Origin of the sequence: Amycolatopsis sulphurea (genome assembly GCF_002564045.1) — a bacterium.
Taxonomy (GTDB): Bacteria; Actinomycetota; Actinomycetes; order Mycobacteriales; family Pseudonocardiaceae; genus Amycolatopsis; species Amycolatopsis sulphurea.
This window is the reverse complement of the sequence record NZ_PDJK01000002.1, coordinates 5,247,692-5,273,332: the sequence shown is the minus strand read 5'-3', so window position 1 is coordinate 5,273,332 and position 25,641 is coordinate 5,247,692. Positions and strand designations below refer to the sequence as shown.

Genomic DNA, 25,641 nt, shown 5'->3' with positions numbered 1-25,641 from the left:
CCTGCGCGGTCGCCGAAATTGTCGGGGCCGGATGCGATGCTTCTCCGGTCAGCCCCGGGAAGGGACGTGAACGACCGAGTGGCAAGGGAAACGTGGCGAACGAGGTGGCGGCGCGCTGGAGCGCGGACTGGGTGCGCGGGCTCGCGCCGGACCCGGCGTCGGCGAAAGCCGCGCGCGGGCTGGCGGTGCCCGCGAAGTGGTCCGGCGCAGGCGCGTCCGAGCGTGTGGTGTGGGGTGCCTGCCAGGGCAGCGGGAAGACGCCGTACCGGACCGCGGTGGCGCCGGCGGGCCCGGCGTTCCGGTGCACCTGCCCGAGCCGGAAGATCCCCTGCAAGCACGTGCTGGCGTTGCTGCTGCTGTGGGCGGCCGGGCGGCTGCCCGCGGCGGAGGAAGCGGAGTGGGTGCGCGGTTGGCCTGCCGAGAAGGCCGGCCGCGCAGCGCGGGCCGAGTCGCCGAAGGACCCCGAAGCCGCAGAGAAGCGGGCGCGCGAACGGCTCGCCCGCGTCACCGCCGGTGCGGCGGAGCTGCGCGGCTGGCTCACCGACCGGGTCGCCGCCGGGCTGGCCGGCCTCGAACGCGGCGGTGGCGAGGAGTTGCGCACGGTCGCCGCCCGGATGATCGACGCGCAGGCCCCCGGCCTGGCGAGCGGCCTGCACCGGGCCGCCGCGCTCGTCGGCCGCGGCCGGGGCTGGCCGGACCGGCTGCTGGCCGAACTGTCCCTGCTGCACCTGCTCGCGGACGCGGTGACCCGGCTGGCCGAGCTGCCCGCGCCGCTCGCCGCCACGGTGCGGATCCGGGTCGGTCTGCCGGTGAGCACCGCCCAGGTCCTGGAGTCCGGCGAACGCGTGGCCGACCAGTGGCTGATCACCGGCGCCGCCGACGAGGACCAGGACACGCTGCGCACCCGCCGCACCTGGCTGCGCGGCAGGCACACCGGCCGTGACGCGCTGGTGCTGTCCTTCGCCCCGCCCGGCCGTCCGCTGGACAACACCCTGCCCCCGGGCCACGAGGTGGCCGGCGAGCTGGCCTTCCATCCGGGCGCCGTCCCGTTGCGCGCGGTGTTCACCGAGCGTGCGGAGGCGGTCTCCTTCACCGGCATCCTGGCCTCGGACGGCCACGGTGGTCCTGGCCTCCACGGGACAGCTGCCGTCCGCTCGACGCCGAATCTGCTCGACGCCCCACCGTCCGGATCCCGGGCAGATCACCGAGAGCCCACCAGGACCCTCACCGGCGACCGGCCGACTCCGGACCTACGTGCCGTTCCCGCGCCCGAATCCCGGACCACCTGCGGCCTGAACCACCCGGAAACCGGTGCCACAGCGCCCACTCGCCACGACCGCCCAGCCAGTAGCCACGCACCCGACCCCACCGGCCACGGCCCGAACCACCCGAGCGCCCACATGACCGCGCCCGCCGACCGATCGGGACCAGACCCCTCGGTGAATGCCCCAGCACCCGAACCCCCGACCACCCACAGCCTGAGCCACCCGGACACCCCAACACCCATCTGCGACCACAACCACCAATCACGACCGGGCCCGGCACCCGCCGCGTCCGGCGAACGGGACGAAGCCCAACCGGACCACCCAGCCGGTCCCCCGACACCCTGCCCCACCTCCCCGCCGGCAACCCGCGCCCCAGAACCCGGCACCACAGCACCTCCCGCCCACCGATCAAGTCCGGAGCACGGCACGACACCGCCTACCGACCGAGACACCCCCCATCCCCCGCCGGACCGCACGCCACCGCCACACCGACCGGCAGCTCCGGCCCACTCCGCACCGCCACACCCGGAGCCCCCCGAACCATCCACAAAGGACACAGGCACCATCGCCGGAATGCTGGCCCGTTACGCCGCCGCGGTCGCCGCGGATCCGTGGCTCGAACGCTGGCCGGTGCTGCTCACCGCGGTCGCCCCGGCGCGGCTGCCGGACGGCTTGGCGTTGTCCGATGTGGACGGACAAGCACTGCCGCTCGCGGACGAGGTGGACCCGTGGCCGTTGCTCGCCGTCGCGGCCGAGGGGCCGGTGACCGTCGCGGCCGAGTGGACCGGGGCCGGGCTGCGGCCGCTCACCTGCTGGTGCGACGGGCGGATGGTGCGGCTGTGACCGGCTTCGGCACCCGAAACGAGGGGATCCGATGACGTCCTGGAACGAGGTCGTCGGCGCGGTGCTGCTCGGCACCCGGCGGCGAAGTGCCGACCTGACCGGGTTGCCGAAGGGGATCCGGGAACTCGCCCGGCGCCGCGAGACCCCGGCCGAGCAGGCGCTCGTCGCGGCCGCAGTGGTCACCGGGTATCGCCGGGCCGGGCAACGCGCCCACGCCGCGGTGCACCCGCTGGAACCGGCCCCGCCGGACGGCCGGGAAATGGTGTCGCCCCAAGCCCGCGAACGACTGGTCCGGCTGCTGCCGGCCAACCGTCCCGAGCTGCTGGAAGAGTGGCTGCACGCGGTCGCCGCGCGGCGTCTGCGGGTGCCGGCCGAGCACTTGCCCGCGCTGGCCGACGCGGCGCGGTCGCGGGTGTCCCTGCGCGTCCCGCTGGCCGAGGTCGCGGGGGCCACGGGAGCCTGGCTCGGCGGCCACAATCCCGAATGGGCGTTCCTCGCCTCCGCGGAGGACGACACCGCCGGCGCCTGGCAGTTCGGCACGTCCGCGCAACGCCAGGCCTGGTTCGCCCGCGCGTTGCGCACCGATCCGGAGCAGGCCAGGCAAGCACTGCACGGCACCTGGTCCACCGAACCCGCCGAGCTGCGCGCGGCCTTCCTCACCCTGCTCGGCGAGCACCTCGCAGCATCCGACGAACCGTTCCTGGAAACTGCGCTCGGCGATCGCGCGGCCGGGGTCCGCGACATCGCGTTGCGGCTGTCCGGCCGGTTCCCCCGCTCCGCGGTCGGCGAACGGATGGCCGCGCGGCTGGCCGGCTGCGTCACCGTGCACACCCGGACGTTGCGGGCCGACGTCCTCCGGTTCACCCTGCCGGAGCCGGACGACACCCTGCCCGGAGACGGGATCCGCATACCGCCAGGCCCGAGCCAGGGCACCGCGCGGCTGCGAGCCCTCATCGCCGCCACGCCGCTGCGTTTCTGGGACCGGCTCGGCACCCCGGGCGAACTCGCCGGGATGCTCGTGGAGGGCGTGCCGCGGAATCCGGTGCGGGAAGGCTGGGCCACCGCGGCGCTTCGCCAGCGCGACGAAGGCTGGGCGCAGGCGCTGGTGGAGGCCGAGCCGGGCGGCCGGGCCACCGCCGAGCTGGTCGGCGTGCTCTCCCCGGACGGCCAAGCCGCCACGGTCGCGAAGCTCACCCGTGGGCTGCCGATCGAAACGCTGACCCGGCTGATCCTCGACCTGCCCCGCCCGTGGTCGCCGCAGCTCGGGCGGGTGCTGCTCGGCTGGGTCGCAGAACAACCCGACCACCGGCTGGTGGCGCACGCGGCGACGCTCGTCGCCAAGGCCGTCCCCCCGGCCTGTCTCGATCACCCGCTCGCCGCGGTCCCGCCGCTCGGCGAGGCCGTCCCGTGGCGCCGCACCGTCGCCGAAACCCTTCTCTTCCGCCGCGAAATGCACGAGGAGCTCTCATGACGTCCGCCGTCCTCCGGCCGCACGCCGAACAGGAATACGCCACGGAGCTGGCCGCGCTCGCGGGGGCCGACGACCGTGCGAAACCGCCGTCCTGGCGGCTCTCGCCGTGGGCCGTGGTCACCTACCTGCTCGGCGGGACGCTCGACGACGGCACCGAGATCTCGCCCAAGTACGTCGGCCCGCGGCGGCTGATCGAGGTCGCCGTCGCCACCCTGGCCACCGACCGGGCGCTGCTGCTGCTCGGCGTCCCCGGCACCGCGAAGACCTGGGTGTCCGAGCATCTCGCGGCGGCGGTCAGCGGCGACTCGACGCTGCTGGTGCAGGGCACCGCGGGCAGCACCGAGGAGCAGATCCGCTACGGCTGGAACTACGCCCGCCTGATCGCCGAGGGCCCGAGCGACCGGGCGCTGGTGCAAAGCCCGGTGCTGCGCGCGATGCGCGAGGGCAAGGTCGCCCGGCTCGAAGAGCTCACCCGGATCCCGGCGGAGGTGCAGGACTCGCTGATCACGATCCTGTCCGAGAAGACCCTGCCGATCCCGGAACTGGGCACCGAGGTGCAGGCCCGGCCGGGGTTCACCCTGGTGGCCACCGCCAACAACCGCGACAAGGGGGTGAACGAGCTGTCCAGCGCGCTGCGGCGGCGGTTCAACACCGTCGTGCTGCCGCTGCCCGGCACCGCCGAGGCCGAGGTGGAGATCGTCCGCCGCCGGGTCGAGCAGCTCGGGAGCGCGCTGTCGCTGCCGGCCGGCGCCGCCGATCTCGCGGAGATCCGCCGGGTGGTCACCGTGTTCCGGGAGTTGCGCTCCGGCCGTACCGAGGATGGGCGCACGGCGGTCAAGACGCCGTCCGGCACGCTGTCCACCGCGGAGGCGATCAGCGTGCTCACCGGCGGTCTCGCGCTCGCCGCGCACTTCGGCGACGGGGTGCTGCGGGCCCACGACGTCGCGGCCGGCCTGCACGGCGCGGTGGTGAAGGACCCGGTCGCCGACCGCGCGATCTGGGCCGAATACCTGGAGACCGTGGTCCGCGAACGCGAGGGCTGGGCCGACTTCTACCGGGCGGGCCAGGAGATCGCCGGATGAGCACGCATCTGCTCGGCATCCGCCATCACGGGCCGGGCTCGGCGCGAGCGGTGGCCGCGCGGCTGGCCGAGCTGGCGCCGGACGTCGTGCTGATCGAAGGCCCGCCGGAGGCCGACCGGCTGGTGGACTTCGCGGCCGACGAAGCCCTGCGCCCGCCGGTGGCGTTGCTGGCCTACGCCGCCGACGAGGTCGCGCGGGCGGCGTTCTGGCCGTTCGCCGTGTTCAGCCCGGAATGGCAGGCGCTGCGTTACGCGACCGGCGCCGGCATCCCGGTGCGGTTCTGTGATCTGCCGGCCGCGCACCAATTCGCCGCCGAGACGGAGCCGAAGGCGCCACAGGCCGATCCGCTCGCCGAACTCGCCGCAGCCGGTGGCTACGACGATCCCGAACGGTGGTGGGACGACTTCGTCGAATCGCGCCGCGGCGGCGAATCGCCGTTCGAGGTGATCGCCGAGGCGATGACCGCGCTGCGGGAGGACGAACGGCCGCCCGATCCGCACGAGCAGCAGCGCGAGGCGTACATGCGCACGGTGCTGCGGAAGACCCGCAAGGAGGGCTTCGAACGCATCGCCGTGGTGTGCGGTGCCTGGCATGTGCCCGCGCTGGCCGATCCGCTGCCGCCCGCCACCGCGGACCGGTCCGTCCTCAAAGGACTGCCGAAGCGCAAGGTGGTGTGCACCTGGGTGCCGTGGACGCACGGCAGGCTCGCCACGGCCACCGGATACGGCGCGGGCGTGCGCTCCCCCGGCTGGTACCACCACCTGTTCACCATCACCGGCGACGTCACCACGCGCTGGCTCACCGCGGTCGCCGGGGTGCTGCGGGATGAGGATCTCCCGGTCTCGACGGCGCACGTGATCGAGGCGGTCCGGCTCGCGGACACGCTGGCCGCCTTGCGCGGACGGGCGTCCGCCGGGCTCGCCGAGGTCGACGCGGCCACCCGCGCGGTGCTGTGCGGCGGGGACGACGTGCGGGCCGATCTGGTCACCCGGCGGCTGGTGGTCGGCGAGGCGCTGGGCGAGGTCCCGGAATCGGTGCCGCAGGCGCCGCTGGCCGCCGATCTCACCGCCACCGCCCGGCGGCTGCGGCTCCCTCGCACGCCGGTCGCCCGGGAGCTGGATCTCGACCTGCGTACCCCGGGCGGGCTGGACCGCTCGCGGCTGCTGCACCGTCTGCTGGTACTCGACATCCGTTGGGGCGAGCCGGAAATCTCGTCGATCCGCGGCAAGGGCACGTTCCGTGAGACCTGGACGCTGTGCTGGGAACCGGGGTTCGAAGTCGATCTGGTCGCCGCCGCCGCACACGGCACCACGGTGGCCGCCGCGGCGAGCGCGGTGGTGCGCGAGACCGTGGCCGAAGCCCCTTTGCTGGCCGACATCACCGCTGCGGTGGAGAATTGCCTGCTGGCCGATCTCGGCGACGCATTGCCGGAAGTACTCGCCGCGCTCGACACCCGCGCCGCCGCTGATGCCGACGTCGCGCATCTGATGGCCGCGCTGCCCCCGCTGGCCCGCGCGACTCGCTACGGCGACGTACGCGGCACCGAGACCACGCAACTGCACGCGGTCGCCGATCGCATCCTCGCGCGCGTCTGCACCGGGCTGCCACCGGCAGTGCACGGCGCGGACGAAGCAGCCGCTGCGCGATTCTGCGAGCTGGTCGACGAAGTCCACACAGCTGCCGACCTGCTCGGCCAGGCGGCGCGGGAACGCTGGTTCGCCGCATTGACCCGCCTCGTCGAGCGCAGCGCGCTACCTCCGTTGCTCGCGGGCCGGGTCGCGCGGCTGCTCCACGACGCGGACCTGCTCGGCAGCGCAGAGGTCGAGGTGCGGCTGGGCCGAGTACTGACGGCCGGCGTCGCCCCGTCCGACGGCGCTGCGTACGTGGAGGGATTCTTCGCCGGCGGCGCACTGCTGCTGGTGCACGACGAGCGGATGCTGCGTGTCGTGGACACCTGGCTCGGCGACATCCCGCCGGCCGTGTTCCCGGAGGTGCTTCCGTTGCTGCGCCGGACTTTCGGCGCCTTCGCCGGGCCGGAGAAACGAGCCATCGGCGAACGTGCCGCGACCCTGTCCGGCCGGATCGCCCCGTCCGCGCGGGCCACCGACGACCTCGGCGACCTCGAACGCGGCGAGTCCGTCCTGCCGGTCTTCGCCACCCTGCTGGGAGCCGCCCGATGACGCCGGAAAACCTGCGCCGCTGGCGGCTCGTGCTCGGCGGAGAGGAGGACGGCACCGGCCATGCGCTGTCCGAACAGGACAGTGGAGTGGACGGTGTGCTGGCGCAGCTGTACGACGAACGCGCCACCCGCCGGGGCGATCGGCGCCGCGGCGGGCTGGGTGCCTCGGCACCGCGGGTGGCCCGGTGGCTCGGCGACATCCGGCAGTACTTCCCCGGTTCCGTGGTCCAGGTGCTGCAACGCGACGCGGTGGACCGGCTCGGCCTGACCCGGATGCTGCTGGAGCCGGAGCTGCTCGCCGCCGTCGAGCCGGATGTGCACCTGGTCGGCACGCTGTTGTCGCTGAACGGCGTGCTCCCGGAAGAGACCAAGGAGACCGCCCGCGAGGTGGTGCGCAAGGTGGTCGCCGAGCTGGAAGAGCGGCTCGCCGAACGCACCCGGTCCGCGGTGCGCGGAGCGCTCGACCGCGCCGCACGAACCCGCCGGCCACGCGGCGGCGACATCGACTGGGAGCGGACCGTGCGGGCGAATCTGCGGCACTACTCCCCCGACCTCCGCACCGTGGTGCCGGAACGGCTGATCGGCTACGGCCGCCGGGAGAACAGCGTGCGCCGGGACGTGGTGCTGGCCGTGGACCAGTCCGGCTCGATGGCGGAATCCGTGGTCTACTCGGGGGTATTCGGCGCGGCGCTGGCCTCGATGCGGGCGTTGAGCACGAAGTTCGTCGCCTTCGACACCGCAGTCGTGGACCTCACCGAACATCTCGACGATCCGGTCGAGCTGCTCTTCGGCACCCAGCTCGGCGGGGGCACGGACATCGCCCGCGCGCTGGCCTACTGCCAGGGCCTGGTCGAACGCCCCGAGCAGACGCTGCTGGTGCTGATCAGCGATCTGTACGAGGGCGGGGTCCGCGAAGACCTGCTGCGCCGGGTCGCCGAGCTGACCGGCGCCGGGGTACAGGTGGTGACCCTGCTGGCGCTGTCCGACGCGGGCACACCGAGCCACGACCACGACAACGCCGCCGCGCTGGCGGAGCTGGGCGTACCGGCGTTCGCCTGTACGCCCGACCGGTTCCCGGACCTGCTGGCCGCCGCATTGCGCCACGAGGACCTGGCCCGCTGGGCAGGCGAGGATTGACGCCGCTCCCCACGTCGCTCCCCCACGGCGGCCCGGGAATAACGGCGCGAGGGAGGGCGTACGCGGCCGTGCTGTCTGGCCCCGCCGGGCCAGACCGCGGAGGTCTGTGAAGGGGCCCTTCACGGAATCAGTCCGTGAAGGGCCCCTTCACAGCGTGGTCCCGGACGCAGGAGCCGCGAACGGGGTTGCCGCCGAGCAGCCGTGGGCAAAGGATCAGGCGCGAACGGTCAGCGCGCCCCGTCCGTACGCCGAGGCAGCTGCCACGGGTTGCCCTCACGCAGCGCCTCCGGCAGCAACGCGTCCGGGAAGCCCTGCCAGGCGACCGGGCGCAGGAAGCGCTCGATGGCCGCGGTGCCGACCGAAGTGGTGGTCGGTGCCGTTGTGGCCGGGTACGGGCCGCCATGCTGCTGTGCCCAGCTCACCGTGACACCGGTGGGCCAGTCGTTCCACAGCAGCCGCCCGGCCAGCCTGGTGAGCGAAGGCAGCAGCGCGCGCACGTACTCGGCTTCGTCCTCTTCGCCGTGCACAGTCGCGGTGAGGCCGGGTTCGAGCGTGTCGAGGACCTCGATCAGCTCGGCCTGGTCGGCGTAGGTGACGACGAGCGACGCCGGGCCGAAGTGTTCCTCGCGGACCGCATTACCGCCGGCCAGGAACTCCTTCGCGGTGGTGGTCAGCAGGCTCGGCGTGCAGCCGAGATCCTGACGGTCGCCCTCCACCAGTGACGAGACGCCCGGCGCTGCACGCAGCTCGGCCAGCTTGTTCGCGAAACCGGCGGCGATGCGCTCGTTCAGCATGTCCTGCCGGGCGACGCCGCCGACGGCCTCGCGCAGGGTGTCCTCCAGGCCGTGCCCTTCGGGGACGAGCAGCAGGCCCGGCTTGGTGCAGAACTGCCCGGCACCGAGGCTGAACGACCCGGCGTACCCCTTGGCCACGGCCTCGCCCCGCGCGGTGAGCGCGCCCGGCGTGACGATCACCGGGTTCACGCTGCCCAGCTCGCCGTAGAACGGGATCGGCGCCGGCCGAGCCATCGCGATGTCGAACAGCGCCCGCCCACCGGGCACCGAGCCGGTGAACGAGGCCGCCGCGATCCGCCGGTCCCGCAACGCGGCCACGCCCTGCTCCACCCCGTGGATCACGGCGAACGCGCCCTCCGGCGCACCGGCCGCGACGAGCGCGGCGGCCACGATCTCCCCGGTACGCGTAGACAGCTCCTCGTGCCCCGGGTGCGCCTTCAGCACCACCGGGCACCCGGCGGCGAGCGCGGACGCGGTGTCACCGCCCGCCACGCTGAACGCGAACGGGAAGTTGCTCGCCGCGAACACCAGCACCGGCCCGACCGGCACGAGCACGCGGCGGATGTCCGGACGCGGCCCCATCGGCCATCCCGGATCGGCGTGGTCGACGGTGGCGCCGAGGTAGGCGCCGTCACGCAGCACCTCGCCGAACAACCGCAGCTGGAACGTGGTGCGGGCCAGCTCGCCCTTCAGCCGCGGAGCGGCCGGCAGGTGGGTCTCGGCGTGCGCAAGCGCGATCAGCTCCTCGGCCTCCGCGTCGAGCGCGTCGGCCACAGCCGTCAGCCAGCCTGCGCGTTCCGCGGGCGTACTCGCGGCAAAGGGCCGCGCAGCCGCAGCCGCCGCGCCGAGTACTCGTTCCAGGTCCGCTTCGGAGGTTTCCAGACTCATGATCTCCTCGTTCAGTTTCGCGACACTCGGTGTGCAGCGGCGACCGCAGTATGCAGATCCGGCCACCGCGCAGGGCCTGCCAAGCCCAGATGGTAGAGGTGCAGTTCAGTAGCGCCCGCGCGGCCGAGTTCGCCCACGTACGCTTCGATGTCCGACACCGGCTCTGCTGCGACGGCAGTGACGTAGCTGCCCACAGCCACCTCCTGAGGCAACGCCTTCCGCGCTGCAGCCACAGCATCGACGCTTCCCTGCCCCGACGCCCAGTTCTGCACCACGACAACGGCAGCGTCGTCGGCAGCATTCGGCGTAAGCCCAGGCAACGCACCGGTGGCCCACGGATCGAGCGCACCGTGCAACACAATCCGCGTACCGGGCTTCAGCTCCGCGAGCACTGCACCACGCAGGGCATCGGTGGCGTTCTGCCGTCCGCCCAGCAGTATTTCCTTCAGCGCCGCAGGAAGCGCGTCCTCGGTCACTGTGAGGTCGGCGGTGGCCACCAGCCTGCGTACCTCGGTACACAGCTGCTCGCGTACTTCCTCCGGGTTCCACCCGATCCAGCCTTCGGCACACGCCGTACAGCAGCAAATCGAAAGCACCCGCGCGACCGCCGGCGCCCACACACCGTCGGTCTTCTCGTGCTGATGCTGGTGTACGGCGCCAAAGCGGGCCGCACGCTTCCAGGATCACCGACGACAGATCAAGCCCCGTCACAACCTCCGAAGCCAGCGTCGCTGCGTACTCGCGGACTGCAGGTTGCGAGGGGCACAACGCCCACGGGTACGTCTCGCCGAAGCAATTTCGCACCGCGTACCCCGGAAACGCGGCTCCCAGCTGAGAGTTGTGGGTCAGCACGAGCCATGCCGCGCACGGCACACCCGCTGCGTTCAGCAGCCGCACGGCGTCACCGCCGCTGTCCGGCTGGGCGACCCAGTCCGGAGTAGCCGGAACCAGCTCGCGGCCTGCCCACGCCTCTTCGCGCACCGAACGGTAACTCGTCGCGGTCCGCGCAATCACCGAAGCACGGTCGGGCGACCACGGTGTGGCCGCGCTGGCGCTGTGGTAGGCCAACGCCACCGCGACCTCGTCCACGCCGAGATCACGTACGCGGTCAACGAAGCCCGGGTCACCGAGCACGTCCCACGGATATGCGTAGCCGGTCACCTTCACCGCGTCACCACCTCGCCGTGTTCGGCTCGAACTCCGGCCGGTACTTCCGCATGTACGTGACGTCGTCCCGCTTCATCAGTCCACATCGGACATAGTTCTCGTGCGCCACCGCGAGTGCGTCGGCGTCCAGTTCGATACCGAGGCCCGGCCGTTCCGGCACTGTCACAGCGCCGCCATGAAACTCCAGCGCGCCAGGTGCGATCACGTCGGCCGTCTTCCACGGCCAGTGCGTGTCGCACGCGTACGTCAGGTGCGGTGTCGCGGCGGCCACGTGCACCATCGCGGCGAGACTGATGCCGAGGTGACTGTTGGAGTGCATCGACAGCCCGACGCCGAAGCTCTCGCAGGTGATCGACAACGCCTGGGTGTCACGCATACCGCCCCAGAAGTGGTGGTCCGACAGCAGCACACCGATCGCGCGCGCACGGAACGCCGGTTCGATGTCACCGAGGTTCACCACGCACATATTGGTGGCCAACGGCATACTTGCTCGCTCCGCAACCCGGGCCATGCCCTCGATACCGGGCGTGGGGTCTTCGAGGTACTCCAGTACGCCGTCAAGTTCCCCTGCCACGCGTACGCCGGTCTCCGGGGTCCACGCCCCATTAGGGTCGATCCGCAACGGGTACCCGGGGAAGGCCTCGGCGAGCGCACAGATGCCCGCGATCTCCTGCGACGGCTCGAAAACGCCGCCTTTGAGCTTGATCGAGCGGAAGCCGTACTCGTCGACCATGCGCTTCGCCGCGCCGACGAGTGCCTCCGGCGTCACGACCTCACCCCAGCTGTCCTCGTCGGCACCGATATGCGCGCCGTACTTGTAGAACAGGTACGCGGAGAAGTCGACCTCGTCGCGGGCCTTGCCGCCGAGCAGGTCCACCACCGGACGGCCCAGGGCGTGCCCCTGCGCGTCCAGGCAGGCGACCTCGAACAGCGAGTACACACTGGCGATCGTCTTGCGGATCGAGAACCCGCCGATCAGGCCGTGCTCATCTGTCACAACAGTGCCGGCCAGCGTGCGCGCGACGAGCCGTTTCAGCCCCGGCAGGTCGAACACGTCGTGCCCGGCCAGCCCCGGCACGACCTTGCGTACCTCGCTGAGGAAAGCCTCGTCGCCGTACGACTCGCCGAGACCCACAACGCCGTCTTCGCAGACCAGCTGAACCACACTGCGCAACGCGTACGGCTCGTGTACGCCCATCACGTTCAGCAGCGGCGGATCCGCGAATGCGACCGGGGTGAGTACCACGTCCCGAATCTTCATCAGCGTGCCTCGATTCGCTTACTGTGCCGATCATTACGCCGAGGTCGACTTCGAGGTCGGCGGCGAACGGCGTGAGCGGGAACGCCAGCAGGCCGTCCAGCTCGATCTCGGTCCGGGGCATCAGCACGTGCTCCAATGTTCACATTCTTGAATTGCGTCTGCTATCGTGACCATCTTCATGCACAAGAACGAAGTTCCGGACGCTAATATGGCCGGGCTCACAGGTCAACCGCCGGTCGGAGGCCCCTTATGGCGCGGTTCGCCGTTCCCGACGCCCCGGACCCCGCTGCCGCCGGCACGGGCGCATCGGGAGTGAAATCCGCCCGGCGCGCCATCGACCTGCTCGAAACCTTCGCCGCGAACGACGTCTGGCTCTCGCTCTCGGATCTGCACGCACGCACCGGGTTCCCGCGATCCAGCCTGCACGGCCTGCTGCGCACCCTGCTGGAAGCGGGCTGGCTGGAGGCGGATGCGAACTCCACGCGGTACCGGCTCGGCGTACGCGCGCTCATCTGCGGCACCGCGTACCTGGACCGCGACGCGATCGTGCCCTTCGCCACCGAAGCGCTCGAACGCATCCGCGAGAAGACCGGGTTCACCGCGCATTTCGCGCGCCGCAACGGCACCGAGGTGGTGTACCTGGAGACGCGCGAAGCGCAGCGCTCCACCCACTTGGTCTCACGGGTCGGCCGCACCCTGCCCACACACGCCACCGCGCTCGGCAAGGCACTGCTGGCCGAGCTGACCCACGACGAGATCGAAGACCTGCTACCGGCCAAGCTGTCACCACTCACCCCGCACACCATCACCAGTCGCGAAGAGCTGCATGCCGATCTCGCGCGCACCCGTGATCGCGGGTACGCGGCCGAGCTCGAAGAAGGCACCCCTGGCGTACGCTGTGTCGCCGCAGTGATCCCGTACCGCATCCCCGGCACCGACGCGATGAGCTGCTCGATGCCGGCCGACCAGGTCACCGACGCAGACGCCGAACGCGTGGGCGCGCTGCTGGCCGAGACCACCGCCGAACTCGGGCAGCAGCTGCGTCGAGCCGGAATCCGCTGACCTCTCGCTCCGGAAGGGAACCAGATGCCCGACGAGCGTGTGCTGATCACCGGAGCGGCCGGCGTCGTCGGCACTCTGATGCGGCCACGGCTGCGTCGCTCCGGGCGAGTGTTGCGGCTGCTCGACCTCGCCGAGCAGCCCACGGCCGGCGCCGACGAGGCCGTCGAGATCATGACCGGCTCCGTCACCGACCCGGCCGTCATGGCCGCCGCCTGCGAAGGCACCGACGCCCTGATCCATCTCGGCGGCCACAGCCGCGAAAACTCGTGGAAAGCAACGCTCGACGTCAACATCGACGGCACACACACCGTGCTCGAAGCCGCCCGCGAAGCCGGGATCAAGCGCGTGATCCTCGCGTCCAGCAACCACGCAGTGGGCTTCCGCAAGACGGAGGAGGTGGGCAACGCCGGCCTGCCCGCCGATTCGAGCCCACGCCCGGATACCTACTACGGCGTCAGCAAAGCCGTCATCGAGGCGCTGGGCAGCTTGTACGCCTCACGTTTCGGCATGGACGTCATCGTGGTGCGGATCGGCTCGTGCTTCGAGACGCCCATACCGCTCGGCCCCCGCGGGCTGATCACGTGGCTTTCACCGGACGACGGTGCACGACTGTTCGAGGCCTGCCTGAGCGCGCCTTCGCCGGGTTATCGCCTCGTCTGGGGCGTTTCGGACAACACCCGCCGGATCTACTCCCTAGCCGAAGCCGAAGCGCTGGGCTACCAGTCACACGACAACGCCGAGACCTTCGCCGAACAGCTGCCCACGAAGCCGACGCCCACCGAAGCGGAGTACGTCGGCGGTTCGTTCTGTACGGCGTCACTGGGCGAGTTCAACCCGCTGTGACGCGCCGATGCTGACGCTGGGCGCCTACAACGACGCGTTCGGGTGCCGCCCGTCCAGGGCCACCCCTTCAGGGCCGTTCGTTCGCCGCCGCACGTACCATGCCGCGTGGTCGCACAGTAATCCGGTCCCCCGCTATGCGGATATTCGGGACACATGCGGAAGAATCCGAATGATGAAGTCATGTCGCTTCGGTTGCGAACCGTGACATGGCCGGTGTGCACTTCCCAGAACAGGTCGACCAGGCGGCAGGACACGGCAATGCCGGGCAAAAGAGTGATTCCGGGCAGAATCGAGAACACCCGCCTCAGCCTACGGGCCGATCGCCGCCTCAACGGAGCGGCAGGGAAGCGGGGCGATGGGGAAGCCAACCCACCGCCCAGGCCGCCAACCGACCACGCAGACAACCACTCCGCCGCGATTGGCGGCAAGCCACCGCACCCAGCATCAAACCCACTGCACCGGCCGAACCCACCAAGCACCCACTGCGCCGGTCATCCACCGCGCAAGCCAGCCGACCCGTCGCACCGGTCACCCATCCCCGCCGAAGCGGCCAGCCACCCCCATCGAGGCAGTGACCCGCACCGCCGTACCGAGTCACCCACCCGACCGAGACGATCACCCCACCACCGCCCCATCCCGACCACCGACCGCGAACGCCACCAACCCGAGGGAATCGACGATGTTCACCTACACCGCCAACCCGGCCCGGATCGTGTTCGGCCGGGGCACGCTGGACGCCCTGCCCGCCGAAGTGCGCCGGCTCGGGGCGAGCCGGGTGCTGCTGCTCGGCGGGCCGACGCTGACCGGTCCGGTGGACCGCGCCGCCGAGTCGCTCGGTGCGGCGCTGGCCGTCCGGTTCGATGGCGCCGCCATGCACACGCCGGTCGAGGTCACCGAGCGGGCGGTCAAAGCCGCAGCAGGGGTGGATTGTGTGGTCGCGATCGGCGGCGGCTCGGCAACAGGGCTGGCGAAAGCGATCGCGCTGCGCACGGATCTGCCGCAGATCATCGTGCCCACCACCTATGCCGGTTCCGAGATGACGCCGGTGCTCGGCGAGACCACCGGCGGGCGCAAGACCACCCGGTCGTCTCCGAAGGTGCTGCCCGAGGTGGTCGTGTACGACGTCGAACTCACCATGGGGCTCCCGGTCCGGCTCTCGATGACCAGCGGGATCAACGCGCTCGCGCACGCGGTGGAAGCGCTCTACTCCGCCGACGCCAACCCGGTGATCGACCAGTTCGCCCTGGAATCGATCCGGCTGCTCGCCTCGGCACTGCCGCGAATCGCGGCCGATCCGTCCGATGTGGACGCACGAACCGCGGCACTGCGGGCCGCCTGGCTGGCCGGTTCCTGCCTCGGTTCGGTCGGCATGGGCCTGCACCACAAACTCTGCCACACGCTCGGAGGCACTTTCGGCCTGCCCCACGCGGAAACCCACACCGTCGTACTGGCGCACGCAATGGCGTACAACGCATCGGGCGCGCCGGAAGCCATGCGGCGCATCGCCGAAGCCCTCGGCGCCCCGGACGCACCGACCGCGGTGTACGACCTGGTCGCCACCCTGCCGGTGCCGCAATCCCTCGCCGAACTCGGGCTGGCCGAGGCGGATCTCGACAAGGCAGCCGAGTTGGCCATTGCCGCGCCGTATCCGAACCCTCGTACGCTCACCCGTGACGGCATCGAGAACCTGCTGCACGCCGCGTGGTCCGGCGCTCGCCCCGCACCCGCCGAGGGCACACCACCCGATCTACGCGGATTGACGGCCGAGGTCGTGGAAAGCTTCGCCGCCACACCGGATCCACGACTGCGGGAACTGCTGTCCGAATTGGTCCGCACGCTGCACTCGTACGTGCTGCGCACCGATCTGACCCAGCAGGAGTGGCAGCACGCGATCGATTTCCTCACCAAGGCGGGGCAGATCAGCTCTGACACCCGACAGGAGTTCATCCTGCTTTCCGACACCCTCGGCGTATCGAGCGTGGTGGACGTGCTCACCAATTCGCGAACCCCGGACACCACCCCCTCGGCCGTGCTCGGCCCGTTCTACGTGGCCGGACCACCGGAAACCGAGCAGGGCGCGAACCTCGCGGACGGGCTGCCAGGAACTCCACTATGGACGGACGTACGAGTAACGGATACCGCGGGCACGCCGGTCGCGGAAGCCACAGTGGACGTCTGGCAGTCCAATGAGGACGGCTTCTACGACGTGCAGCTGCCCGATGTGGACGGTCCGGTGCTGCGCGCCCGATTCCGCACCGACCCGCAAGGCAGGCTGCGATTCCGGACCATCCTGCCCTCGCCGTACCCGATCCCCGACGACGGACCGGTCGGCCGGATGCTCGCCGAAACGCGCCGCCACCCGTTCCGCGCACCGCACCTGCACTTCATGATCGCCAAACCGGGCTACCGGACCCTGGTCACCCAGCTGTTCGTGCGCGGCGGCGAGTACCTCGGCTCGGACACCGTGTTCGGGGTGAAGGACGGGCTGATCGTCGACTTCGCCGAGCAAACCGGACCAGCCCCGGACGGCAGCACCCCGGACTCCGGCTGGCGCCGCCTCGACTTCACCTTCCGCATCGCCCCCGCCTGACACTGCGGCGCACTACGCTGTCCAGGCCAAGTCTGTGAAGGGGCCCTTCACGGACTCTGAGTCCGTGAAGGGCCCCTTCACAGCTTCGCCGCAGGGAACTCGAGAAGACGCTCGACGGACTCACCGAGGAGCAGGCCCGCCACCGGCTCGTCCCGTCGGCGACGACGGTGCTCGGGCTGCTCAAGCACGTCACGTGGATGCAGCGGGTGTGGTTCGAGGAGTGCGTCGGCGGCACCTCCCGCCGGGACCTCGGCCTGGTTACCAGCCCGGACGAATCCTTTCAGCTCACCGAAGGCGACACCATCGCCTCCGTCGTCGCCGCCCATCGGGAAGCCTGCGCCACCGCCCGGAAGGCGGCCGAGGGGCTGCCGCTGGACGCCGTCGTGACCGGCCACCGGTCCGGACCACGCACGCTTCGCTGGGTATACCTGCAGGTTCTGCGGGAACTGGCCCACCACAGCGGCCACGCCGACATCCTGCGCGAACAGCTCCTCGCCGACTGAGGGCCGTCACCGCCGCGGCAGCGGAGCCTTCCCCAGCCACCGCTCGAAGAACCCGCGCAGCGAACGGCCCGCGTACACCTCCGCCATCGCCCGGAAATCCGCCGTGGTCACCGTGCCGTGCCGATGCTCCACCGCCCACGCCTTCACCAAGGTGAAGAACACCGGATCACCGATCTCGCCCCGAAGCGCGTGGAGGGCGAGCGCGCCGCGCTTGTACACGCGCTCGTCGAACATCCGCGCCACGCCCGGGTCACTGATCGCGATGTCGGCCGGCTTGGCCTGCATCCGCGCGTACCAGTACCGGGCCAGCGCCTCCGCCGACCGGCCGCCGGACTCCTCCGACCACAGCCACTCGGTGTAGGTCGCGAAGCCCTCGTTGAGCCAGATGTGCCGCCAGTCGGCCACGGTCAGGCTGTTGCCGAACCACTGGTGCGCCAGCTCGTGCACCACCAGCCGCTCGTGGGTGCGGCGCCCGTCCACATGGCCGGCACCGAAGATCGACATGCCCTGCGCCTCGATCGGGTCGTCCAGCTCGTCGTCGGTCACCACGACCACGTACTCGCCGAAGGGATACGGCCCGAACCATCCCTGCAGCTGGTCCATCATCCAGCCCTGCCGGGCGAAATCGTGCGCGAACTGCCGCCGCAACCGGGGCGGCACCGCGGCCCGCTGGACGACGCCCGCCGGCACCGAGCCGGACTCCGGCACCCAGGCGCCGCCGGCCAGCTCGCTGTCCTCGTACCGGCCGATCTGCACGCTCATCAGGTACGTCGAGGTCGGCTCCGGGCGCTCGTAGACCCACCGCGTGGTACTCGCCGACTGGTAGCGCGAGACCAGGTTCCCGGTCACCGCCACCAGATACGGCGAGGAGGTGGTCACCGTGACCCGGTAGGTCGCCTTGTCCGCGGGATGGTCGTTGCACGGGAACCAGGACGGCGCACCGACCGGCTGGCTCGCCACCAGCACGCCGTCGGTCAGCTCGTCCCAGCCGAGGTCGCCCCAGCGGCTCGGCACCGGCCGCGGATTGCCCGCGTACCGCACCTCCACCCCGAAACTCGCCCCGGCCGGAATCGAACGGGCCGGCTTGACCTGCAGCTTCAGCCCGCGCCGGGTGTACTTCGCGGCGCGTCCGTCCACCAGCACCCGCGAGATCCGGAACTCGCCGAAGTCCAGCGAGAACCGGGACAGCGCCTGGGTCGCCACGCAGGTGAGCACCCCGGTGGCCGCCAACCGGTTGGACCTGATGCGGTAATCGAGATCCAGGTCGTAGTGCCGGACCCGATAGCCGCCGTTGCCGTGCGCCGGAAGGTACGTGTCACCGGAGGTTTCCGCACCGGGCGCCGGTGCGGCTGCCTTCGTCATCACCCGAGAAAACCCTTCGCCTGCCGTGCTGATTCCAGCATCGCTCGCCCGGGCCGGAGCCGCAATGCTCCGGTCCGGGCGTCCTGCGCATGCCGCTACTTCCGCCAGGCCGAGATCGGGTTGCCCAGCCAGCGGGTGTCCGCCGGGACCGCGTCCCCGCGGGTGACCAGCGAACCCGGGCCGACCGTGGTGCGCGCCCCGATGCTCGCGCCGGGCAGCACGATACCGTGCTGCCCGAGGGTGGCGCCCTCGGCGATCTCGACTCCGGACATGGTCATGATCCGGTCGTGGAACAGGTGGGTCTGGACCACGCAGCCGCGGTTGACCGTCGCGCCGTCGCCCAGCGAGACGAGGTCGGACTCCGGCAGCCAGTAGGTCTCCAGCCATACCCCGCGGCCGATCCGCGCGCCCATCGTGCGCAGCCACGCGGTGAGCAGCGGCGTGCCGCCCAGCGAACCGATCAGCCACGGCACCGCGAGCGCCTCCACGAAGGTGTCGGCCAGCTCGTTGCGCCACACGAAGGAACTCCACAGCGGATGGTCCACCTCGCGGAACCGCCCGACCAGCAGCCACTTCGCCGCGGTCGCGGTGAGCGCCGCGACGACCCCGGCCACCAGCAGCACCGGGCCGGCCAGCAGCGCGGCGACCAGGAACCCGGCCCAGGACGCCAGCGCCAGCAGCGTCACCGCGACGCCCACGGTCAGCGCGACCCCGCACATCACCGGGACGATCCGGCACAGCTCCACCAGCGCCCGCGCGGCCTTCAGATGCAGCGGCGGGGTGTAGGTGCGGCTGGTGTCCGCGTCGCCGACCGCGCGACGCACCGGCAGCGGCGGCATGCCCAGGTAGGACGAGCCCTTCTTCGCCTTCGCCGGGGTGGAGGAGAGCACGCCCACCAGGCCGCGCTTGGGCACCGAACGGCCCGGCGCGGTCATCCCGGAGTTGCCGAGGAAGGCCTGCTTGCCGATCCGCGCCGGGGCCACGTGCAGCCAGCCGTGGCCGAGTTCGTAGGTGGCCACCATGGTGTCGTCGGCGAGGAACGCGCCACTGTCCACTTTGGTCATCTTGGGCAGCGCGAGCACGGTGGACGCCTCCACGTTGCGGCCCACCTTCGCACCGAGCAGCCGCAGCCACACCGGGGTGAACAGGCTGGCGTACAACGGGAACAGGCCTTCCCGCGCCATGCCCATCAGCCGCTCGGTGGCCCAGACCTGCCAGGCGACCCGCCCGTGCACCGGGTGGTAGCCCTCGACCAGCCCGGACGCCAGCGAGCGGACGCCGATCAGCACGAGCAGCGCGTACGCCAGGAAGTAGGCGACAGTGGCGACCGGCACCGCGACGAGCGCGCGCAGCCCGGCGTCGCCGAGCGTCGGCGCACCGGAGATCGTAAAGCCGAGCACCGCGACGCCGGCCAGCGCCGCGACGCCGGGCAGCAGGCCCAGCGCCACCGAGGTCGCGCCGTAGACCGTGGCCCAGAACCGCGACCGCGGCGGGCGGCTCGACGGCCACTTCAGCGCGTCCTTGTCGTCCTTGCCCACCCGGACCGCGGGCGAACCGGCCCAGCGCTGCCCGGCCGGGACCGCTCCGCGCACGGTCGAACCGGCGGCGATCTCCGCGCCCTTGCCGACGCGAGCGCCGGGGAACAGCGTGGTGCGCGCGCCGACGCGGGCTTCGGCACCCACCCGGACCTTGCCGATGTGCACCAGGTCGCCGTCCACCCAGTGGCCGGACAGGTCGACCTCGGGCTCCACCGCGGCACCGCGGCCGAGCTTGAGGAAGCCGGTCACCGGCGGCGGCGAGTGCAGGTCCACGTCCTTGCCGATGCGCGCGCCGAGCGCCTTCGCGTAGGTGGTCATCCAGGACGCGCCGGCCACGCTGTCGGCACCGCTGAACTCGGCCAGCTTCTCCGCCGTCCACAGTCGCAAGTGGACACTGCCGCCACGCGGGTAGCTGCCCGGGCGCACGCCGGACAGCAGCATCCGGGCCCCGCCCGCGGCGATCGCGATCCGGCCGGCCGGGCTGAACAGCGCCAGCCAGGCCACGAGCAGCCACGCCCAGTGGAGCGTGGGCGCCCAGGAGAACCCGGACAACGCCAGCAGATTCGAGCAGACCGCGGCGAGCGTCAGCCAGCGCAGCCCCACCAGCCCCATCAACGGGACCATCAGCGCGGTCTGCAGCACGCCCGCACGGCGCGGGGTCGGCACGATGTCGCGGCGTTCGGTCTCCTGCCCGGACAGCGCGTCCAGCTTCGTGGCCAGCTCGCCCAGCTTCGGCAGCTGATAGATGTCGCTGACCGACACCTCGGGGTACCGGGTGCGGATGCGCGCGATCAGCTGCGCCGCGGTGAGGCTTCCCCCACCGTGCGTGAAGAAGTCGGCACGCGCGGTGCTCACCGACACGCCGAGGATCTCGCTCCAGCCTTCGGCCAGCCACGCCTCGGTGGGTGACAGACCGGCCGCGCTCGCGTCCACAGTGGACAGCGGCCAGGGCAGCGCGGCCCGGTCCACTTTGCCCGAGGTCCGGGTCGGCAGGTCGCCGACCACCGCGAGCAGCGGCACCAGCGCGGCAGGCAGCTGCGCCCGCAGCCGGGTGGCCGCGTCGTCCAGATCCAGCGGTGCGTCGTCCTCGGGCACCAGGTAGCCGACCAGCACCTGATTGCCCGCCTTGGTGCGGCGGATCGCGGCGGCCGCGCCGAGCACGCCGGGCAGCGCCTGCAGCGCCGCGTCGACCTCGCCCAGCTCGATCCGCCGTCCGCCGAGCTTGATCTGCTCGTCGAGCCTGCCGAGGAACAGCAGGCCTTCCTCCTCCGCGCGGACCATGTCGCCGCTGCGGTAGGCCCGCTCCCAGCCCAGCGCGGGCAGCGGCGCGAACTTCTGCGCGTCCTTCTCCGCGTCGAGGTACCGGGCGAGCCCCACCCCGCCGATGACCAGCTCGCCGGTCTCGCCCATGGCGACCGGCTCGCCCTCCTCGTTCACCACGGCCAGCTGCCAGCCGGCCAGCGGAAGACCGATCCGCACCGGGCCATCCCCGGTCATCTGTGCGGCGCAGGCGACCACAGTGGCCTCGGTCGGGCCGTAGGTGTTCCATACCTCCCGGCCCTCGACCGCGACGCGCTCGGCCAGCTCCGGCGGGCAGGCTTCGCCGCCGAAGATGAGCAGCCGCACGTCCTCCAGCGCGTCCGCGGGCCACAGCGCGGCCAGCGTCGGCACCGTGGACACCACGGTGATGCCCTGTGAGACCAGCCACGGGCCGAGGTCGACGCCGGTGCGCACGAGCGCGCGCGGCGCGGGCACCAGGCAGGCGCCGTGCCGCCAGGCCAGCCACATCTCCTCGCACGAGGCGTCGAAGGCCACGCTGAGCCCGGCGAGCACGCGGTCGCCCGGGGCGATCGGCTCGTCGGTGAGGAACAGCCGCGCCTCCGCGTCCACGAAAGCGGCGGCCGAGCCGTGGGTGACGGCGACGCCCTTCGGCTTGCCGGTGGAACCGGAGGTGAAGATGATCCAGGCGTCGTCGTCCGGGCCGGGACGGCCTTCGCCGCAGCCCGGGACGCCGGTGGCGGTGATCTCGCCATCGGTGGCGACCGCCGCCACGCCTGCCTCGCCGAACACCAGCTCGGCGCGTTCGTCCGGATCGTCCGCGTCGACCGGTACGTAGGCCGCGCCGACCGACAGCGTCGCCAGGATCGCCACGTACAGCTCGGCGGTGCCGGAGGAAATCCGGACGCCCACGCGGTCGCCGAGGCCGACGCCGTGCGCACGCAGGCGGCGGGCGTAGTCCTCGATCTCGTCGAGTAACCGACGGTAACTCAGCGTGCTGGTACCGTCGTCGAGGGCAGGGGCGTTCGGGTGCCGCTCGGCGGTCGCCGCGAGCACGTCCAGCAGGGTGCGCCGGGTCGTCGCGGTCTCGGTGTGGAACAGCGCCGGCGCCAGAGCGGCTTCGACGGCCCTGACCAGCTTGGTACTGCCGGAATCAGCAGTCAGCGTCACCGGATCACCCCGCCGGCGGAGTCCGCACTACGACGGATGGAGGACAACGGACGGCGGGCGTGCAAGCCCATCACTCACCTCTCGGGAGCCTTGTTCGGGCTTGCTCTCCCAGTGAGGCGCCCGCAGCGACCGTCCACTTTACGCGGTGATGTACTCCAGGTCGCGCAAGGGTAACGAGCTGGTGTTCGAAGTCACCCGCGTGGCAAAGGCTGTGAAGGGTCCCTTCACAGCCTCGGAGTCCGTGAAGGGACCCTTCACGGACTCCAGCTCGAAGGCGGTCAGCGGCGGCGGGCCGCCTTGCCCCCGGCCTTGGGTTTCGGCTTCTTTTCCCGCACCCGCACGTTCACCCGGACGGGGCTACCGGCGAAGCCGAACTCCTCACGGAACTTCCGCTCGATGAACCGCCGGTAACCCGCCTCCAGGAACCCGGTGGTGAACAAGACCAGCGTGGGCGGCCGGATCCCGGCCTGGGTGGCGAAGAGGACCTTCGGCTGCTTGCCGCTGCGCACCGGCGGCGGGGTGGCCGCGACCAGATCGGACAGCCAGCCGTTCAGCCGTCCGGTGGGCACCCGCTGGTCCCACGACTGCAGCGCGGTGCGCAGCGCCGGGGCGAGCTTGCGCACGGACCGCCCGGTGAGCGCGGAGATGTTCACCTTCTCCGCCCACGGCACCCGCACCAGGCCACGGTCCAGCTCGCGCACCATGGCGTGCCTGCGATCCTCGTCGACCAGGTCCCATTTGTTGAACGCCAGCACGCACGCGCGGCCCGCCTCGACCACCATGGTGAGCACCCGCAGGTCCTGTTCGGACAGTGGCTCGGCGGCGTCCAGCAGCACGATCGCGACCTCGGCCGCGTCGATCGCGGTCTTCGTGCGCAGCGAGGCGTAGTACTCCGCGCCGTTGGCCGAGTTGACCCGCTTGCGCAGGCCCGCGGTGTCCACGAAACGCCAGGTCTCGCCGTCCAGCTCGACCAGCGAGTCGACCGGGTCGACCGTGGTGCCGGCGACCGAGTCGACCACCGAACGCTGCTCCCCGGACAGCTTGTTGAGCAGGCTCGACTTGCCCACGTTCGGCTTGCCGACCAGCGCGACCCGGCGCGGGCCGGCGGTGACCGTGCCCGCTTCGCGCGGCGCCACCGGCAGCGCGGCCATGATCGCGTCGAGCAGATCACCCGAGCTGCGCCCGTGCAGCGCGCTCACCGGCCGCGGTTCGCCGAGGCCGAGCGACCACAGCGAAGCGGTGTCGGCCAGCAGCCGGTCGTCGTCCACTTTGTTCGCGGCCAGCAGCACCGGCTTCTTCGACCGCCGCAGCACCCGCGAGACGGCCTCGTCGGTGGCGGTCGCGCCGACCGTGGCGTCGACCACCAGCAGCACCGCGTCCGCGGTCTGCATGGCCAGCTCGGCCTGCGTGGCGACCGCGGCCTGCAGCCCGGTCGCGTCCGGTTCCCAGCCGCCGGTGTCCACCAGCGTGAACCGGCGCCCGCTCCAGAACGCGTCGTAGGCGACCCGGTCCCGGGTCACCCCCGGCACGTCCTGCACCACCGCCTCGCGGCGGCCGAGGATCCGGTTCACCAGCGTGGACTTGCCCACGTTCGGCCGGCCCACGACGGCCAGCACCGGCTGGGCGAGTTCCGCCTCGCCCGCGGCGGCCTCCGCTTCGATCCGTGCGTCCAGCGCCGCGAACTCGGACTCGTCGGACCAGGTCCCGTCGACCTCGCCCAGCCCTGCCTCGGTGTCGGCCGAGGCATCAAACCCTGTCATCGTTTCCCACTTCACCTACGGCGTGGCGAACCCGTGTTCGCCCCGCCACTCGTCCAACGTCTGCACCAGTGCCGCCAGCTGCTCGCGAAGTTCCTCGGTGCCCTGGTCGAGCCCCTTCCGGCCGGGGCCGACCTTCAGCGCGAACGGCTCCCCCACGAGGACGTCCACGCGAGGACGCCAGCGCCGGCGGCCGTCCGCCGGTTTGCGCGTGCCGCGCGTCGCGATCGGCAGCACCCTGGCACCGGAAGCACGCACCAGCCAGGCCGCGCCGCGTTCGGCCGCGCCGACGTCACCCGCGCCGCGGGTCCCTTCCGGGAAGACGCCGACCGCTCCCCCGGCCTTCAGCACGCCCACCGCGGTCATCAGGGGGGTGCGGTCGATCTCCCCCCGGCGCACCGGGATCTGGCCGATCGCCCGGAGAAACCAGCCGCCCACGCCGGTGAACAGCTCGGCCTTGGCCAGGAACGCACTGCGCCGCGGCAACATTCCGATGATCAGCTGTGGATCGACATTCGAGCTGTGATTCCCGATCACCACGACCGGCCCGTCGGCAGGCACCCGGTCGCGGCCGTGCACCCGGATCCGGAACGCCGGGCGCAGATAGTACCGACCGGCGAAGCGCCCGATGTCGTGCAGCAGCCCGTTCGCACCCTCGGGAAGCGCGCCGCTCACGAGCCGACCTCGACATCGGATGGGCAACCGGCCAGCAGGCCACGGCGCCGCGCCAGCTCGGCCAGCGCCACGATCACCTGGTCGATGGTGAGTTCGGAGGTATCCACCGGCACTGCGTCGCCGGCCGCGCGCAGCGGCGAGGCGGCGCGGCTGGAGTCGAGCCGGTCGCGCCGCTGCACGGACTCGCGCGCCTCGGCCACGCTGGTCTGCCGCCCGGCGGCGGTGTCCTGGGTGTTCCGGCGTGCGGCGCGGACCTCCGCCGAAGCGGTGAGGTAGACCTTGAGCGGCGCGTCGGGAGCCACCGTGGTGCCGATGTCGCGGCCTTCCACCACGATGCCGCCGGTCTCGGCGAGCACGTCCGCGATGATCCGGCGCTGACGCGCCACCAGCAGCTCACGCACCTGCGGCACCGCCGACACCGCCGAAACCGCGCCGGTCACCTCCGGCCCGCGGATCTCGGCCGCCACGTCCTGGCCGCCGAGCCGCACTTCCGGCCGCTCCGGGTCGGTGCCGATGCTGAACTCGGCATCGTGCGCGAGGTGCGCGACCGCGGCCCGGTCCCCGGGATCCGTACCGGACCGCAGCACGGCCAGCGTGACCAGGCGGTACATCGCGCCGGTGTCGAGGTAGCGCGCGCTCAGCCGGCCGGCGAGCGTGCGTGCCACCGTGGTCTTGCCGGTTCCGGACGGCCCGTCCAGCGCCACCACCCCGCGTAGGGCTCCGGTCACCGATTCTCTCCTCGCGTCGTCCTGACTTTCGGCCGACGTTCATTCTGC

The 25,641-nt window shown here is 71.9% G+C and carries 16 protein-coding genes and 2 pseudogenes; 10 read left to right on the top strand and 8 right to left on the bottom strand.

All coding sequences use genetic code 11. From position 1 onward, the window contains the following. The first annotated feature begins 92 nt into the window (after nucleotides 1-92). From ATK36_RS34055 to ATK36_RS30055, 5 genes are read left to right on the top strand one after another with little or no spacing between them, the layout of a single operon-like run. On the top strand, nucleotides 93-2,108 hold the full coding sequence (locus ATK36_RS34055) for an SWIM zinc finger family protein (RefSeq protein WP_245915305.1): 2,016 nt from the start codon (nucleotides 93-95) through the stop codon (nucleotides 2,106-2,108). 31 nt (nucleotides 2,109-2,139) lie between these two features. Next, nucleotides 2,140-3,579, top strand: a complete 1,440-nt coding sequence (locus ATK36_RS30070; protein WP_098514524.1) for a DUF5691 domain-containing protein — start codon at nucleotides 2,140-2,142, stop codon at nucleotides 3,577-3,579. Next, a complete protein-coding gene (locus ATK36_RS30065; protein ID WP_098514523.1) occupies nucleotides 3,576-4,661 on the top strand; it encodes an ATP-binding protein in 1,086 nt (361 codons plus the stop codon). The genes ATK36_RS30070 and ATK36_RS30065 overlap by 4 nt, the downstream gene beginning before the upstream one ends. After that, a complete protein-coding gene (locus ATK36_RS30060; RefSeq protein ID WP_098514522.1) occupies nucleotides 4,658-6,841 on the top strand; it encodes a DUF5682 family protein in 2,184 nt (727 codons plus the stop codon). Before ATK36_RS30065 ends, ATK36_RS30060 begins: the two co-directional genes overlap by 4 nt. After that, entirely contained in the window at nucleotides 6,838-7,977 is a 1,140-nt protein-coding gene (locus tag ATK36_RS30055) for a VWA domain-containing protein (RefSeq protein WP_098514521.1), read from the top strand. Before ATK36_RS30060 ends, ATK36_RS30055 begins: the two co-directional genes overlap by 4 nt. A gap of 227 nt (nucleotides 7,978-8,204) precedes the next feature. Here the strand turns inward: ATK36_RS30055 and ATK36_RS30050 are convergent, their stop codons facing one another. From ATK36_RS30050 to ATK36_RS30040, 3 genes and pseudogenes are all read right to left on the bottom strand, one after another. Beyond that, on the bottom strand, nucleotides 8,205-9,659 hold the full coding sequence (locus ATK36_RS30050) for an aldehyde dehydrogenase (NADP(+)) (protein ID WP_098514520.1): 1,455 nt from the start codon (nucleotides 9,657-9,659) through the stop codon (nucleotides 8,205-8,207). Between the two features lie 11 nt (nucleotides 9,660-9,670). Then, a pseudogene (locus ATK36_RS30045) lies at nucleotides 9,671-10,826 on the bottom strand (hypothetical protein). Nucleotides 10,827-10,830: 4 nt separating this feature from the next. After that, on the bottom strand, nucleotides 10,831-12,087 hold the full coding sequence (locus tag ATK36_RS30040; protein ID WP_098514519.1) for a glucarate dehydratase family protein: 1,257 nt from the start codon (nucleotides 12,085-12,087) through the stop codon (nucleotides 10,831-10,833). A 4-nt stretch (nucleotides 12,088-12,091) separates the two neighbouring features. Between ATK36_RS30040 and ATK36_RS32620 the strand changes: the two genes are divergently transcribed. From ATK36_RS32620 to ATK36_RS30020, 5 genes and pseudogenes are all read left to right on the top strand, one after another. Further along, the gene (locus tag ATK36_RS32620; RefSeq protein ID WP_170069639.1) at nucleotides 12,092-12,238 is read left to right on the top strand and encodes a hypothetical protein; all 147 of its coding nucleotides are present in this window, start codon (nucleotides 12,092-12,094) and stop codon (nucleotides 12,236-12,238) included. Between the two features lie 98 nt (nucleotides 12,239-12,336). Beyond that, nucleotides 12,337-13,149, top strand: a complete 813-nt coding sequence (locus ATK36_RS30035; protein ID WP_098514518.1) for an IclR family transcriptional regulator — start codon at nucleotides 12,337-12,339, stop codon at nucleotides 13,147-13,149. A gap of 24 nt (nucleotides 13,150-13,173) precedes the next feature. Further along, nucleotides 13,174-13,992, top strand: a complete 819-nt coding sequence (locus tag ATK36_RS30030) for an NAD-dependent epimerase/dehydratase family protein (protein ID WP_098514517.1) — start codon at nucleotides 13,174-13,176, stop codon at nucleotides 13,990-13,992. Between the two features lie 679 nt (nucleotides 13,993-14,671). Then, on the top strand, nucleotides 14,672-16,582 hold the full coding sequence (locus ATK36_RS30025; RefSeq protein ID WP_098514516.1) for a maleylacetate reductase and hydroxyquinol 1,2-dioxygenase domain-containing protein: 1,911 nt from the start codon (nucleotides 14,672-14,674) through the stop codon (nucleotides 16,580-16,582). Between the two features lie 89 nt (nucleotides 16,583-16,671). Further along, nucleotides 16,672-17,085, top strand: a pseudogene (locus ATK36_RS30020) (DinB family protein); the annotation flags it as partial. Nucleotides 17,086-17,091: 6 nt separating this feature from the next. Here ATK36_RS30020 and ATK36_RS30015 read toward each other — a convergent pair. The 5 genes from ATK36_RS30015 to cmk all read right to left on the bottom strand — a co-directional run bounded on the left by ATK36_RS30015 (nucleotide 17,092) and on the right by cmk (nucleotide 25,572). Continuing rightward, on the bottom strand, nucleotides 17,092-18,450 hold the full coding sequence (locus ATK36_RS30015; protein WP_098514515.1) for a M1 family metallopeptidase: 1,359 nt from the start codon (nucleotides 18,448-18,450) through the stop codon (nucleotides 17,092-17,094). A 92-nt stretch (nucleotides 18,451-18,542) separates the two neighbouring features. After that, nucleotides 18,543-22,433: a Pls/PosA family non-ribosomal peptide synthetase gene (locus ATK36_RS30010; protein ID WP_098514514.1), complete on the bottom strand. Its 3,891-nt coding sequence runs from the start codon at nucleotides 22,431-22,433 to the stop codon at nucleotides 18,543-18,545. A gap of 278 nt (nucleotides 22,434-22,711) precedes the next feature. After that, nucleotides 22,712-24,193 carry a ribosome biogenesis GTPase Der gene (der, locus tag ATK36_RS30005; RefSeq protein ID WP_098515289.1) on the bottom strand — a complete coding sequence of 494 codons (1,482 nt, stop codon included), beginning with the start codon at nucleotides 24,191-24,193 and terminating at the stop codon, nucleotides 22,712-22,714. 15 nt (nucleotides 24,194-24,208) lie between these two features. Next, nucleotides 24,209-24,865, bottom strand: a complete 657-nt coding sequence (locus ATK36_RS30000; RefSeq protein ID WP_211291989.1) for a lysophospholipid acyltransferase family protein — start codon at nucleotides 24,863-24,865, stop codon at nucleotides 24,209-24,211. After that, nucleotides 24,862-25,572 carry a (d)CMP kinase gene (gene cmk / locus ATK36_RS29995; RefSeq protein WP_098514513.1) on the bottom strand — a complete coding sequence of 237 codons (711 nt, stop codon included), beginning with the start codon at nucleotides 25,570-25,572 and terminating at the stop codon, nucleotides 24,862-24,864. Before cmk ends, ATK36_RS30000 begins: the two co-directional genes overlap by 4 nt. Between the last annotated feature and the right edge of the window lie 69 nt (nucleotides 25,573-25,641).